Raw genomic sequence first — 15,278 nt, 5'->3', positions numbered from 1 at the left:
CACAGAAAAGCTGAGCATTGTGCGAAATTTCGCAAAGGATTATGATGGCCGTATGCTCCTTGTACCGCGCAAGATTCTGTTGCCTCTGCTGGTTCTTGCCGGTCTCGCCTGTACGGCCGGGCTGGGGCTGGGCCTGTGGGGCGTTTATAGTCTGAGCTATAACGGGGCCCTGCGCATCGTCTCTGAGGATGTCGAAACGCGGGCGCGGTTGCGCGCCGCCGTCCTGCAAAGCGAAATGGAGCGACAGACAACAGTATCGCTGGTTCTCAGCGACGACAGCGACGTGACCGCCGCGCTGCTCAGCAACCGGCCGGCTCTCTACACCAGCGTATCCCAAAAGCTGGAGCGACTGCGCACCCAGACGCGCAGCGCGGTCATCTATATCATTCAGGCCTCCGGCCAGACGGTGTCGGCCAGTAACTGGGCCCTGCCCGTCTCCTTTGTCGGCAGCAATTACAGCTTCCGGCCCTATTTCCGCGAGGCGATGGCCAACGGCACGGCGACGCAGTTCGCGCTGGGCACGGTCAGCCGCAAGCCCGGCCTGTTTTTCGCCCGCGCCGTGACCGCCTCCGGGCGCAGGCTGGGTGTGGTGGTGGTGAAGATGGAATTCGACCCCATTGAGGCCACCTGGGGCGGGTTGGGGGAAGACACCTACGTCACCGGCCCGACCGGCGAAGTCTTCCTGACCGCGCACCCCGAACGGCGTTTCAAGCCCCTCCCCGCCCTGACGGATCGTCAGATCGACACGGTCATAGACCTGCCCGGCGTGGGCTGGAAGCTGCACGTCATCAGCAGCGATCAGGCGGCGCGCGATACGGCTATCGCCGCCACCCTGACCGCGGCTCTGGCCCTTGGCCTGCTGGGGACACTGAGCGCCTGGCAATGGCGGCGGCTGCGGCAACGGCGGCAGTCGGCGGCGCGCGAGGCCGAATACCGCGAGCGGCTGGAACGCGACGTCGCCACCCGCACCGAGGCGCTCAGCGCCACCAATGAACGCCTGTCGAAGGAGGTGCGCGAACGCCGCACCGCCGAACGCCGCCTCAGCCGCCTTCAGGCCGATCTGGTGCAGGCCAACAAGCTGGCCAGTCTGGGGCAGATCACCGCCGGCGTGGCGCATGAGATCAACCAGCCCGTAGCCACCATCCGCGTTCTGGCCGAAACGGCCGCCAGCCAAAAACCGTCTGCGCGCGGCGCGAAAGCCCTCATCGCCGAAAATCTCAGCGCCATTATCCGCATGTGCGACCGCCTCGGCCATATCACCAGCGAGTTGCGCACCTTTTCGCGCAAGGCCTCCAGCGATGTCGAACCCGTGCCGCTGAAAGAGGCGGTGGAATCGTCTATCCTGCTCAATGAAAGTCGGCTGCGCGACCACCGCGTCACCCTGAATTGCGACCCCATCGACCCGGCGCTGAGGGTCATGGCCAGCCGCGTGCGGCTGGAGCAGGTGCTGGTCAATCTGCTGCAAAACGCTTTTGAGGCGCTGGACGGCGCTACTGACGCGCAGGTGCGCCTCAGCCTCAGCGCCGACGGCGATCGGGTGCGTCTGCGCGTTGCCGATAACGGACCGGGCCTGCCGCCGGAGGTTCAGGCGCAGCTTTTCACCCCCTTCGTCACCACCAAGCCCAAGGGGCTGGGGCTCGGCCTGGTTATCGCTCACGATATTCTGCGCGATTTCGGAGGCGCGCTCAGTGCCGAAAGCGACGGAACCGGCGCCACCTTCATTCTTACCCTGCGTAAAGCCCCTGACCCCGCACCCTGACCCCGCACCCTGATCCCGCACCCTGACCTCACCCGATGACCCTGACCCATGACCCCTTTGACCGCGCCCCTGATACTGATTGATGATGATGCCGATCTGCTGGCAGCGCAAAGTCAGGCCTTGCGCCTTGACGGGTTCACCGTGCAGGCCTTTGCCAGCGGCTCCGATGCGCTGAAGGTTGTCGAGGCGGGCTTTCCCGGCGTGGTGATCACCGATGTGCGGATGCCGGTCATGGACGGGCTGGAGGTCTTTGCCCGTATCCGCGCCGTCGACCCCGACCTGCCGGTGATCCTGATGACCGGTCACGGCGACGTGCCCATGGCTGTGCAGGCGCTGAAGGACGGGGCCTATGATTTCCTGTCGAAGCCCTTTGCGCAGGACGATCTGCGTCAGAGCGTGCGCCGCGCCGTGCAGACGCGCGAACTGGTGCTGGAAAATCGCCGCCTGCGGCAGGCCCACGCGCAACTGGCCGATCAGGACAGCCGCTACCCGCTGCTGGGCGATTCCGCCGTCATGACCCACCTCAAAAGCGTGGTGGTGCGCGTCGCCGAGGCCGAGGTCGATACGCTGATCAGCGGCGACACCGGCGTGGGCAAGGACCGCGTGGCGCGCGCCCTGCACGCGCTCAGCGCCCGCAAGGGCCGGGCCTTCGTCCATATCGGCTGCGCCGCGCTGGACGAGGAGCGCTTTCAGAGCGAACTGTTCGGCAGCGAACAGGGCCTGCGGCCGGGGGCGCCGCGCCTGATCGGGCGCATAGAAAAGGCGCATAAAGGCACGCTGTTTCTTGATGAGGTCGAGGGCCTGACCCTCAGCCAGCAGGCGCGACTCCTGCGGGTGCTGGAAACGCGCGAGGTGTGGCCGGAGGGGGCCGAGAGCCCGCGTCAGGTCGATATCCGCGTCATCGCCGCCACACGCATCGATCTGGTGCAGGCGGTGCGCGACGGGCGGTTTCGCGCCGACCTCTATTACCGGCTGAGCGGCGTCACCCTGCGCGTTCCGCCGCTGAATGAGCGGCGCGAGGACATTCCGCTGCTGTTTCAGCACTTCCTGCTGGCGGCGGCGGCGCGACTGGGCCGTCCGGCCCCGCGCCTGAGCCTTCAGGCCCAGAGTCACCTGCGTCAGCACGACTGGCCCGGCAATGTGCGTGAGCTTGAGCAATATGCCGAACGCTACGCGCTGGGTATCGACGAGAGCCTGCCGGGGACGGATGTCGATGCGCCGGGCCTGGCCGAACAGGTGGCGCGCTACGAGGCGGCGCTGCTGCGCGAGACGCTGGAGCGCCACGGGGGGCAGGTTCGCACGGTGATGGAGGCGCTGAAACTGCCGCGCAAGACCTTCTACGACAAGGTCAACAAGTACGGCATCGACCTCAACACCTATCGCGGTGGATAAACGAAAAAGGGCGGGGATTTCCCGCCCTTCTGCCTGACTGAGGCCTGAACGCTTACGCGCCCTTCTTCAGACGGCTGTGCCACTTGCCGTAGGAGAAGTAGACCACGAGGCCGATGACCATCCACACCAGGGTGAAGACCTGGCTCTGAACCGGCAGGCTGTAGAAGATGAAGGCGCAGCCGAGGATCGCCGCGATGCCGACCAGCAGGTGCGCCGGCACCTTGAAGGTGCGCGGCAGGTCCGGGAAACGCCGGCGCAGAATGATCATCGACAGGGCCACGGCGATAAAGGCGATCAGCGTGCCGGCGTTCGACAGGGCGGCGATTTCCTTCAGCGGCACGAAGCCGGCGAAGATGGCCACAAAAATGCCGGTGATCATGGTGATCAGAGCGGGCGAACCCTTCTTGTTGACCTTGGCCACAGCTTGCGGCAGCAGGCCGTCGCGGGCCATGACGAAGAAGATGCGGCTCTGGCCGTACATCATGACCAGAATGACCGACGGCAGGGCGACGATGGCGGCCAGACCGACCAGACCGGCGACCATCGGATAACCGATCTCACGCAGGATGTGCGGCAGGGGTTCGGCGCTGTTGGCGATTTCCTGGAACGGCGCGACGCCGACCGCGACACCGGCCACCAGCATGTAGATGAGGGTCGAGACGGCCATCGAGCCGAGGATGCCGATGGTGAGATCGCGGCCCGGCTTCTTGGCCTCTTCGGCCGAGGTCGACACGGCGTCGAAACCGAAGAAGGCGAAGAAGACGATGGCGGCGGCGGCCATGATGCCGACCTTTTCACCGCCGATCTGCTGACCGATGAAGCCATAGGGGGCGAACGGGTCGTAATTACCCGCCTGAATGGCCGGGAAGCCGAGGATGATGAAGGCGCCCAGAGCCACGATCTTGATAATGACCAGCAGGATGTTCAGCGTGGCGCTTTCGCGCGCGCCGACCATCAGCAGCCCCATTACCGCCAGCGACACGAGAACGGCGGGCAGGTTGACGAGGCCGCCCGCGTGCGGCGCATTGAGCAGGAAGGCGGGCAATTGCAAACCGATCCCTTCGTTCAGCCAGCCGACCAGGTGGGCCGACCAGCCGACCGCCACGCTGGAGCAGGCCAGCGAATATTCGAGGATCAGGGCCCAGCCGACAACCCAGCCAGCGATCTCACCGATGGCCGAATAGGTGTAGGTATAGGCCGAACCCGCCGCCGGGATCAGGGTCGACATTTCGGTATAGCACAGGGCCGCGCAGGCGCAGACAAGGCCGCACAACGCGAACGAGACCAACACGCCCGGCCCGGCCAGACCGGCGCCGACGCCGGTCAGCGTGTAGATGCCGGTGCCGATGATGCCGCCGATACCCAGCGCCATCAGGTGCGGCCAGCTCAGCGTCTTGGCCAGCGCCTTACCGTCTTCTTCCGCCCGGTGCAGCGGCTTGAGCGGTCCAAAAAGTCCCATGAAAAAATCCTTACTTCAAAGACGCTTAACGCGCCCGTCCCCGGAAAACGGCGCCGTTACCTGTCGGTGTCCGTCGCCGCTCGCGTAATCATAAACCAAAAACAGCCACAGACGCACAGCCTGCCCATTCGGATTTCGTATACGATTTGTCGCGGTTTTCGGGCGGCTGTCAACCGCCTTCCTGCCGCAAAGGTTAACGAACGCCGTTTTTTGTCAAGTTTTCTAAATCTTGCGCAGTTTGGCCTCGATGACCGCGCGTCCGGCCTTCGGCGAGAAAACCACATCTTCGCCGGTCAGCGCTACCTTGCGGCCATCGAGCTTCACCGACGCCACCGCCATGTCCTTCGGCACGCGCAGACGCAAACGCACCTCTTTCGGCAGGGAAGAACCGGTGAGTTTCACTTCGCCGTTAAGGGTCAGCCCCTTGCGCTGCAGGCGGAAGTCGACCGGACCCCAGCGCGTCGGCGCGGCGGTGATGGCCACGGGCTGCTCGGACGCGATCCAGTCGCGCGCCACGGCGCGGCCCAGCCACAGGGTGTCTTCGTCCGACGATTCGAAGACCATGGCCCAGCGCACCAGCTTGGGGATGGTCAGTTGCGCCGGGATGCAGAACAGCGGCAGGCCGCCGGTAATCCCGGTCACCTCGCCCGCCACCCAGGTGCCCGGCGTGTGCGAATGATAGCGGTGTGAGTGCAGGAACAGCAGATATTCCTCGATGCGCTCCGAGCGCAGGAGTTGCTGGGCGTAACCGTAGGAGATGAAGCCCAACTGATCGCGGCTCTTTTCATTGGCCGGGCCGAAATTGGCCAGAACGCCGATGGCGGTACCGCCATGCCCGCGCACGGCATTGATGACGGTATGGGCCAGATCGTCGGGAATGACATCAGCGTGCAACAGTTCGGCATAGACGCGGTGCGCCCAACCCTGCTCGCTGCTTTTCCTGGTCTGGCGCGCTTCGACCATCGCTTCGCGGTGGGTCAGTTTCGCACCGGGCAGGATGGCGACATAGGGCGGCTTCAGTTCGTGGCGGACATTGGCGCGCAGGGACTTGACCAGTTGCGCCTGCAGCGCGTCGGCGCGCTGGCCCCAGTCGGCAGACAGCCCTGCCTTCTCGGGTGCAATGACGCCCCAGACGGCTGCGATGTCGCGCCAGCCGCGCACGGTGAAGGCCGAATTGTTCCAGTAGGGCTTCCACCACACGCTGGGGTCCGGATGCAGACAGGCGTCCGACTCGCTCCAGCCGTCGAGCAGGCCGAAACCGGCGTCGGTCGCGGGCTTTTTCAGCGCCACGTCGTGCAGTTCGGTAAGGATGGCCGACGTGTTCTCGATCTTGCCGGCAAAACGCTTCAGCGTCGCCACATCGCCCGTATAGCGCAGATAACGCGCCAGCAGGCTGAGCGTCAGGCCGAACTGCGCCACTTCAGGGCCGCGCATATTGACCTGCCCGTCGTCGAAGACGAATTCCTCGAAATAGTTGACCAACACGGCCCTGGCCTGATCGAAGCGGCCCCATTCGAGATTGGCGTAAAGCGATGAAGTGAAGGTGTCCTGAAACCCGTCATATTCCGGGCCGAAATAGTCGCGATCCACCACGCCGTATTTGGGATAGACGCCACCGGGTCGCGTCATCAGCTCCTTGGCGAAGGCGTGGGTGACCATGTCGGACAGGGCGGCGTCGGGGATCTGCAGCGCCGCCTGATCCTTCAGTTCCGCCTGCCAGTAGCCGGCAAAGGTCAGTAGCCCCTCATAAAAGGCCTCCGGCGTCGGATCGACGCGACGCCGCGGGAATGGCGCGTAGGAATGACCGAAGGTGGTCTTCACCGGCCGACCGTTGTCGTACTGGATGGTACGGTGCCAGGTCTGCACCACCAGCCGATCCTTGGCCGTCACATCGGCAAAGACCAGCAGGTCGTAATGGCGGGTCGGCGAAATTTCGATAATCTTGTGGATGGCGGGCAGCCAGCCGCCCAACAGCCCTTCCCAGCGGCGTTTGACATTGTCATCGCCATTCAGTTCGGGAAACTCATGCTCCGGACGGAAGGCGCGCGTGCGCCCGTTGGGGAAGATGGGCATGGTGTCGCCCTGCTGCTTCGTCCCGATGAAGGTCGTCCACGGCATACGCCACCACAGCGATTCGCGCGTGAAGTTCCAGCCCGCCGGTGGTGCGGCCCTGCGCACCTCTTCCGGGTCCGGATCGCCGCCATGGGCCAGCAGCTTGTCAGCCAGAAGGTCTGCATCGGCCAGGCAGATGTCTTTCAGAGCCAGCCCCAGATAGGACGGCTGAATATCGTCGAAAACGGCTTCGGGGCGTTTGGACAACGAGAACGCGCCCTTGTCCGAGGTAAAGACGATCGCGCCGTCGCGGCGGGTCTGGTCCTCATGAACGGTCCATTGTACGCCGTGGGCGGTGAATTGCGCCAACAGCGTCAAACCGGCGGTTTTCACCGAAGCCGCGCTTTCGAGTGTCGGCAAAACCTGCGCGGCGGCGGCCACACCCATTCCGGTGACACCAAGGCCCGCGGTGCCCGCAACCGATCCCTGCAAAAAGGCGCGGCGATGGAATCCGTTGGTCATGGGGGAGGCCTCACAGATAAAAAAATGGCGGCAAACCGTCACGCAATCGGGTTTGCCGCCCAGGGGGGACCCCGCCCGGCGGTTGGGGGAGGAGAAACCGCCGGATGAAATGGGGAAGTTTAAGGCTACAGAAGGACGTCAGGTCCTGACGGAAACCGGCGCGCCGTGGGAGCGGAGCGCCGGCATCTTCATCAGAACTTGGCGTTGAAGCCGACGAACAACATGCGGCCCAGCGGGTCGTAGACGCCCGGATAGGTGTTGCCGTTGCCGAATTCGGTCAGAAGCGCGTCGTTCATGTACGGCGGCGTCTTGTCGAAGAGGTTGTTGATGCCGACACGAGCCACGACGCCCTTGGTGACGTTGAACGTCGCCGCGATGTCGACATAGCTGTATTCCGGGATCTTGGCGTCGATGGTCGACTTGGTGCCCGTCAGGAACGGCTTGCCGGTGTTGGACGCCAGCTTGACCACGCCCATATAGCGCCAGTTGATCGATACGGCCGCCGGGAGATAGAAGGTATCGCCCCAGTTGGTCTGCCAGGTGGTGCGCAGGCTGTGGCGCCATTCCGGAGCCGGCTGGCCGCAGACCGGACCGAACAGGCCCTTACAATCGTAGGAACCGCCATTCGGGATGGCTTCGGTTTCCAGCGACTTGAGCAGCGTGCCGGTCAGGCTGAAGTTGACCGAACCATAGTCCTTTTGGAATACGTCTTCGGTTTGCAGCGTGTAGGCGGCATTGACGTCCCAGCCCTTGGTTTCCAGATAGCCGGTGTTGACGTTAGTGCCGACGATGTAGCCGCCGTCCGCGCCCGGACCGAAGATGGCGCCGGTCAGCGGGTCGCGATGGATCAGACCGCAGAACACGGGGTTGCCGGTCTGCACGCACTGGGACAGGGCGACGGTCGGGCTGATCGTGCCGATATAGTCTTCGATACGCACCTTGAAGTAGTCGAGGCTGACCGACAGGCCCGGCACGAAGCGCGGGGTGAAGACGACGCCATAGGTGGTGGTCTTGCCGGTTTCCGGGTTCAGGTTCGGGTTGCCGCCGCCCTGACGCGTACAGAAGGTGGCGGGGCAGTCCGGGATGGTCTTGGCGTTGTACTGAGCCGTGGTGGCGCCGGTACGCAGGCACTGCTCAAGCGTAGCGCCGCTTTGGGCGATACCATTCTGCGAACAGGGGTCGGTGGCTGCGATATTGCCGTAAGACTGGGCCGCAAACAGTTCGCCGGCGTTCGGAGCGCGCATCGCCTTATTGTACGAAGCGCGGAGCAGCACATCCGGGATCGGCTGATACTTGAGTTCGTACTTGTAGGTGTCCGCTTCCTTCTCGCGTTCCGGGTTGGTGCTGTTCGACACCTTGATGGTCGAGGTGCGGTAGCCCAGGGCCAACGACAGAGAGTAGACGAAGGGCTTGTCCTGAATGAGCGGCGCTTCGATTTCAGTGAAGATTTCGTCCGTGGTGATCACGCCGTCCGAATTGATCGAACCAGCGTCGATCTGAACCTGGTCGAACTTGGTGGCCGTGGTTTCTTCGCGATGTTCGGCGCCCAGAACGACCTGCAGACCATCAGAAGCCCAGGGCGAGGTGACGCCATACTGACCCAGATCGCCGCTGACGAAGCCCGACAGGACCTTCATGTCCTGATCGTTGGCGGTGAAGGTCGGCGAGTAGATGAAGTTATAACCTTCTCTCGACGGGCCCTTGGCGCTGAAGACGTCGATCGGCTTACACCCGCCCGAAGTGTCCTTACAGACGACCTGACCGCCCACGGTGACCGCCTGAAGCGCCTGGGCCGCCTTGTTCTGATTGATGTCGTTCTGGTAGTTTGTACGCTCGCGCGCCGTGACGTAGCTGTAGTTCACGTCATAGCTGAAGGCGTCATTGAGGGTCCCGCGGAAACCGAGACTGGCGCGGTAATAGGTATGACGCATGTCGTTGCGACGGCCTTCGCCGCCGACGCCGCGCAGGGCCACCCAGGTCGAGGCATTGCCGGTCGTGTTGCCGTTACACAGCAGACCGCGCTGTTGCGTGCTCAGGAAGGGGTTATCGCAGTTCACGGTGAAGGCGCGACCGGTCCAGATGCCCGACGGGGCGACCTGCGAGACCGATACGTCGTCCATGAACATGAACGAGCCATAGGCCTCGATCTTCTCATTGACGTCGTAGTTGAAGAAGGCGCCGGCGGTGTAGCGCTCGCTGTCACGCTGGATATAGTTGTCCGGCGTATAGTTGTAGTAGAAGTCCGGGCCGTCCGTGACCCAGGTCTTGGAGCCGTCCATCGCATTGGCGTACTGCACGCCGGTCGCGTTGGTGTTGACGGCGGTGCCGCCGGTGGGCGTGTAGGTCAGCGGACGGAACGAGCCGTAGGCGTGGGTGGCCGAACCGCCGCAGACATAGGCCGTACCGGCCGGCGCGACCGAGGCCGGCGGGTAGTTGATGGCGCAGTTCGAATAGTCGTACTGGTCCTGACGGACCGGATCCATCTTGCGATAACCGAAGTAACCGGCGACATTACCTTTGCCGTCTTCGAAGTTGGCACCGGCAGCGACGTTGAAATCGAACTTGCGGCCGGTCCAGACATTGTCCGGCGCCAGCTTGTACTTCTTGTCCGACTGGATCTTGCGCAGATAGCCTTCGTCGTTCTTGTGGTTATAGATGCTGTATTGCGCGTTCATGCGCACGCCGTCGAGATTCTTCAGCAGGATGAAGTTGACGACGCCCGACATGGCGTCCGAACCGTAAACCGAGGACGCGCCGCCCGTCAGGACGTCGGTGCGCTCGACAAGGGCGGTCGGGATGAAGTTGAGATCCATGGCCTGCGTCGGGAGGAAACGCTGACCGTCAATCAGAACCAGGCTGCGGCCGCCCCCGAGGCTGCGCAGGTTGACCGTGGCGCGGCCGCTGGAGCCGTTCGAGCCGTTTTCGTTAGCGGCGGCTTCGATCTGCGGCAATTTGGCGAGAAAGGAGTCGACGGCGACCGAACCCTGGAATTCCACTTCCTTGGCATCGACCGTGGTGATCGGCGAGGCGCTCTTCAGGTTAGGACGGCGAATACGGGTGCCGGTGACGACCACCTCTTCGATGACTTCGCTGGCGCCGGCTTCCTGCGCCATGGCAGGCGCAGCCATCCAGCCGGTGAAAATGGCGGAGGCCGCCACACTACTCATGATTAACGACCGCGTTGTACGCTTCATATCTCGATCCCCTTTAGTCGCCCGGTCGGACTGAATGAACAGACGCATTCCGGAAACATTTCTGACACAATCTGAGCTAAACACCGTTACGAAGGCTCGTCAATTATAAATTATACGATTTGGCTCGATAAAGTATACGATGTGCCGAGTGCGGCTTTTTTGCCATTCTTTAACCCCATACCGTCCCGGAGCCGCCTGCCATGCCTACCGATCCCCGTGTCTCAAGTGCCGTTCCGGCTTACGATCGCCCGGATCGCGAGCTGTTTGAGACGGTTATCCGTCCGGCGCGCAGACCCGCGCTTTTAAGGGGCGCGATCGGAGACTGGCCCTCTGTGGCCAAGGGGATGCGGTCTGATGAAGCGCTTTGCGACTACCTCCTCGGTCACGATTCGGGCGAACCCGCCGGCGTCTATGTCGCGCCGCCGCAGGCCAGGGGCAGCTTCTTTTACGGCTTCGACACCCACCTTACCAATTTCAGCCACGGCCCGGCCACACTGCCGGAAGTGATCGAGCGGCTATTAGCCGAACGCGGCAAGACCGAGCCCATGGCGATCAGCCTGCAATCCACCCCCATCGCGCGTCAGATGCCGGGTTTCGGCGGGGAGAATCGCCTCGACCTCCTGCCCGACGTCGCGCCGCGTATCTGGGTCGGCAATGCGGTGGTGACGCGCACCCATTACGATCTGAACGACAATATCGCCTGCGTGGTGGCCGGACGACGGCGCTTCAGCCTCTTCCCGCCGGAGCAGTTGCCGAACCTCTATCCGGGACCGTACGAGCGCACCATCGGCGGCGTTCCGGTCAGCATGGTCGATATCGATAAACCCGATCTTGACCGCTACCCGCATTTTGCCGAAGCGCAGGCGGCGCGTATCGATGTCGAGCTGGAGCCGGGCGACGCTATATACATACCCTACGGCTGGTGGCATCAGGTGCGTTCGCTGTCGCCGTTCAACGTGCTGGTCAACTACTGGTGGGATGCGGCGGCGCAGGCGGATACGCCGCCGTCCGACGCCTTCCTGCACGCGATCCTCGCCATACGCGACCTGCCTGAGCACGAACGCGCCGTGTGGCGCAATCTGTTCGCGCACTATGTCTTCGGTGAGAATGGCGACCCGGTGGCGCACCTCAGCCCGCGGGACAAAGGGCTTTATGGACCACTGGATGCGGCCACACGCCGACGGCTGAAGCGCCAGATTCTGAAGGCGCTGGAGGGGTAACGCCCTTCGAAAGATTCTCCACAGATGGCCCCAGATTTACACAGATGCCGGCTTCGGCGGCTAGATCACTATGTTTTCTTATGGAAACATAGTGATCTAGATTTTGTTTACGCCCTCGCCGGGCGGTAGCTCCGCCACCTTGGCCGCCGCCGCAATGGCGGCTTGAGCGGAATGATTCCATCAGAAATCATTCCGCTCTAAAGATCAGTAACACTCACCAAACCATCTGTGTGATGCCCGCATATGCGGGCATCTATCTGTGGCCATCTGTGGAGAGTCTTAAATCTTAAATTCTAAGGCGTAAGCGCCAGAATATCCTGATGCAGCCTGGCCGGGATACTGACCGTACCCGAAGCCAGACTACGCGCGCGGGCCTCGTAGCGGCGCTGAGACGGCAGGCGCGCGCCCTGCCCCACTATGGCGTCGAACAAAGCCTCAGCCCGACCGGCATGGTGCGCGACATTACCGCCCATGAAGGTTTCCGGATTGATCGCCAGCAGCAGTTCCCCGTGATAGGGCGTCGCCCCCTGCCCGGCGTCATAGACATAGGATTCAAGGCTGAGGAAATCGCCGATCAGCGGTCCCGCCATCAGCTCGATCATCGCCGACAGCGCCGACCCCTTGTGGCCGCCGAAGGTCAGCATGGCCCCGGCCATGCCGGCCTCGGCGTCGGTGGTGGGATTGCCCTCCGCATCGACGGCCCAGCCTTCGGGGATGGGCTTGCCCGCGCGGCGGTGCAGTTCGATCTCGCCACGCGCCGCCGCACTGGTGGCAAAATCGAAGACGAACGGATTATTGTCGGGTCGCGGCCAGGCAAAGGCCAGCGGATTGGTGCCGAACACGCCCTTGGTCCCGCCGTAGGGCGCGACCCACGCATGGCTGGGGGTCAGGGCCAAAGCCACCAGCCCCTCCGCCGCGATGGCCTCGACTTCCGGCCACAGGGCTGAGAAGTGGTAGCAGTGATTGATGGCCAGAGCCGCAATCCCCTGCGCCCGCGCCTTTTGCGCCAGAAGCGGCAGACCGCGTTCCAGCGCCAGCAAGGAATAGGCCCCCTGCGCATCGGCCCGTACCAGACCCGGCGCCGCGTCGGTGATCACCGGCTCGGCGTTCGAGACCTTGCCCGCCTTGCGCGTCGCCACGCAGACCAGCAAACGATACAGGCCGTGCGAATGGCACTCGTCGCGCTGACCGGCCATGATGGTGGCGGTGATCGCCTGCGCATGGGCTTCGGAAAAACCATTGCCGGTCAGGGTACGCAGGCTGAGCGCCTGTGCCTCGTCGAGCGTCAGGGTAACGGTGTCGGTCATTCAGTCAGGTCTCTGATAGTCACTTCATTTTCGGCAGGGTATCGGCTTGCGCATTCCATTGCGGCGTCGCTTCGCCCTGCAAATGGCGGATGAAGAAGTCGTACTGGCGGCGCAGTCCGTAATTGACGTCGCCCGTGGTGCGCAAGGCCCCGTGACCGTCGTTCGGCGCGACGATCAGGTCGAAATCCTTGCGCGACTTGATCAGGGCATTGACCACCTGCAGGGTCGAGGCCGGATCGACATTCATGTCGAGTTCGCCCACCACCAGCATGACGTGGCCCTTGAGCTTATAAGCATTATCGACGCCGGAGGAGCGCGAATAGCTCTCGTCCAGAGGCCAGCCCATCCACGCCTCATTCCAGCCGATCTTGTCCATGCGGTTGTCGAAACAACCGGCATAGGCGACGCCGGCCTTGTAGAAGTCCGGGAATTCTTCCAGCGCGCTCAGCGTGTTCTGACCGCCGGCGGAGCCGCCATAGATGCCGACGCGGCTGATGTCGTAAGAACCGTACCTGGCGGCCGCCGCCTTGTGCCACGCGATGCGGTCGGGGAAACCGGCATCCTGCAGGTTCTTCCAGGCGACGTCATGGAAGGCCTTGGAACGGTTCTGCGTCCCCATGCCGTCGATCTGCACGACGATAAAGCCCATATCGGCCAGCGCCTGCATACCGATCACCTTGTCGCCGCTGGAGTGCGGGCCGAAGGGCCAGAAGGTCTTGGGCACGAAGGACGAATGCGGCCCGGCATAGATGTTTTCGATGACCGGATACTTCTTGTTCGGATCGAAATGGGTAGGGCGCACGATGACGCCCCAGATGTCGGTCTTGCCGTCGCGGCCCTTGGCCGTGAAGACTTCCGGCGGCTTGAAACCGGCGGCGGTCAGGCGCGAAATGTCGCCTTTTTCGACCGTCGAGACGAGGCTGTTGTCCGACACACGACGCAGTTCCATCACGTTCGGCATGTCCACGCGCGAATAGGTATCGGTGTAGAACTGCATATCCGAAGAGAAGGCCACGTCGTGGAAGGCCGGAGCCGATGTCAGCGGCGTCAGGTTCTTGCCGTCGAAATCGATGCGGTAGAAGTGCTGGAAGTACGGGTCTTCGCCCTTGCGCATACCGTTGGCGGCGAAATAGATCTGACGCTTCTTCTCATCGACCTTGAGCACCTGACGCACCACGAACTCGCCTTTGGTGATCTGGGTCTTCACCTTGCCGGTCGTCGCATCGTACAGATAGAGATGGTTCCAGCCGTCGCGTTCGGACATCCAGATCAGTTCACGGCCTTCTCCGCCGACATCGTAGCTGTAGCGGCGGCCATAGGCGTTGATGAAGGTGTCCGACGTATCTTCGGCAACCACGCGGGTCTTGCCGGTCGCGGCATCGGCCTCGATCAGGCGATAGACCTGATGGCCGCGCTGATCGTACTCGAAACGCAGACCCTTGCTGTCCTTGCGCCACGTCAGATCGCGCAGACGCAGCGGGTTGGAGAACAGATCGTACGGGATATGCGTCTGCTTTTTCGTCGTCACGTCGAACAGGACAGGACGGTCGATGTCGATGGCGTCACCGGGCTTCGGGTAAAGCTGGATATCGATCTTGGGCTGGACCTGATCCTTCGGTGAAGAGATCACCCGCACCACTTCGCGGCGGAAGCCCGGCTGAACGCGCAGCACCACGATCTTCTGGGAATCCGGCGACCACTGGATCGATTCCGGGTCGTAGAACAGGCCTTCGGAGCCATCGGTGGACAGGCGGATCGTCTCGCCGCCCGCCTTGGGCTTGATGGCGACGTTGAAATTATCGACGAAGGCCAGCCACTTGCCGTCCGGCGAGAGTTTGGGCGTATTATCGGCAGGCGTCTTCAGGTCACGCACCACGCCTGAGAAGCCGCGGCCCTGACGGTTGCGCACGGCCTTTTCGCACTTATAGGCGACAAGATCGCAGTTCCACATGGCTTCATCCCAGCGGATCGACAGCTTGCGGCCGCCGTCGCTGAAATTCGTCGTGGAGAAGGGCGCGGTAAACGGCAGGGTCAGGCCGGTGAAGTTCGTCCCCACCGCCGCATTGAACGCCGCCGCCAGCCGGTCATGATCGAAGGCTACGCGCTTCTGCCCCGTCGTCGCGTCCATCAGAATGAACTGAAAACCCCCTTCGACCGACTTGCGGTAGACGAAGGTTTGCGTACCTTCGATCCATTGCGCCGGCTCGGCAATATCGCGCGTCAGGCCGGACCACGCATCGCGCAGACCAATGGCCTTTTCATAATCGGCCACTTCCGGCGCCGCCAGTGCAGGCAGAACCCATACCGGCTGGGCAAGCAGCATCGTGGCAGCCAGAACTGCCTTCACCCCGTTCTTCATCGTCCCCGCTCCCG

General features: G+C 63.1%; 8 protein-coding genes. 3 read left to right on the top strand and 5 right to left on the bottom strand.

Features of this window, described 5'->3' with window-relative positions; all coding sequences use genetic code 11:
* Nucleotides 1-52 precede the first annotated feature (52 nt).
* Nucleotides 53-1,759, top strand: a complete 1,707-nt coding sequence (locus LH365_RS15205; protein ID WP_226746197.1) for an ATP-binding protein — start codon at nt 53-55, stop codon at nt 1,757-1,759.
* Between the two features lie 48 nt (nt 1,760-1,807).
* Nucleotides 1,808-3,151: a sigma-54 dependent transcriptional regulator gene (locus LH365_RS15200; protein ID WP_226746196.1), complete on the top strand. Its 1,344-nt coding sequence runs from the start codon at nt 1,808-1,810 to the stop codon at nt 3,149-3,151.
* A gap of 52 nt (nt 3,152-3,203) precedes the next feature.
* On the opposite strand, the gene LH365_RS15195 is transcribed toward LH365_RS15200, so the two are convergent.
* The 3 genes from LH365_RS15195 to LH365_RS15185 form a co-directional block, all read right to left on the bottom strand.
* Entirely contained in the window at nt 3,204-4,610 is a 1,407-nt protein-coding gene (locus LH365_RS15195; RefSeq protein ID WP_226746195.1) for an amino acid permease, read from the bottom strand.
* A 222-nt stretch (nt 4,611-4,832) separates the two neighbouring features.
* Nucleotides 4,833-7,184 (bottom strand): Tat pathway signal protein, encoded by a 2,352-nt coding sequence (locus tag LH365_RS15190; protein WP_226746194.1) that lies wholly within the window; start codon nt 7,182-7,184, stop codon nt 4,833-4,835.
* Between the two features lie 191 nt (nt 7,185-7,375).
* Nucleotides 7,376-10,378, bottom strand: a complete 3,003-nt coding sequence (locus LH365_RS15185) for a TonB-dependent receptor domain-containing protein (protein WP_226746193.1) — start codon at nt 10,376-10,378, stop codon at nt 7,376-7,378.
* Between the two features lie 200 nt (nt 10,379-10,578).
* On the opposite strand from LH365_RS15185, the gene LH365_RS15180 reads away from it, so the two are divergent.
* Entirely contained in the window at nt 10,579-11,598 is a 1,020-nt protein-coding gene (locus LH365_RS15180; protein ID WP_226746192.1) for a cupin-like domain-containing protein, read from the top strand.
* Between the two features lie 293 nt (nt 11,599-11,891).
* Here the strand turns inward: LH365_RS15180 and LH365_RS15175 are convergent, their stop codons facing one another.
* Together LH365_RS15175 and LH365_RS15170 are read right to left on the bottom strand one after the other, a co-directional pair.
* Nucleotides 11,892-12,905 carry an Ldh family oxidoreductase gene (locus LH365_RS15175; RefSeq protein ID WP_226746191.1) on the bottom strand — a complete coding sequence of 338 codons (1,014 nt, stop codon included), beginning with the start codon at nt 12,903-12,905 and terminating at the stop codon, nt 11,892-11,894.
* Nucleotides 12,906-12,924: 19 nt separating this feature from the next.
* Nucleotides 12,925-15,264 (bottom strand): S9 family peptidase, encoded by a 2,340-nt coding sequence (locus LH365_RS15170; RefSeq protein WP_226746190.1) that lies wholly within the window; start codon nt 15,262-15,264, stop codon nt 12,925-12,927.
* Between the last annotated feature and the right edge of the window lie 14 nt (nt 15,265-15,278).

The organism is Asticcacaulis sp. AND118, assembly GCF_020535245.1.
GTDB lineage: Bacteria > Pseudomonadota > Alphaproteobacteria > Caulobacterales > Caulobacteraceae > Asticcacaulis.
Note: the sequence above shows the minus strand (reverse complement) of the source record. Positions and strands in the feature narration are given on the sequence as shown.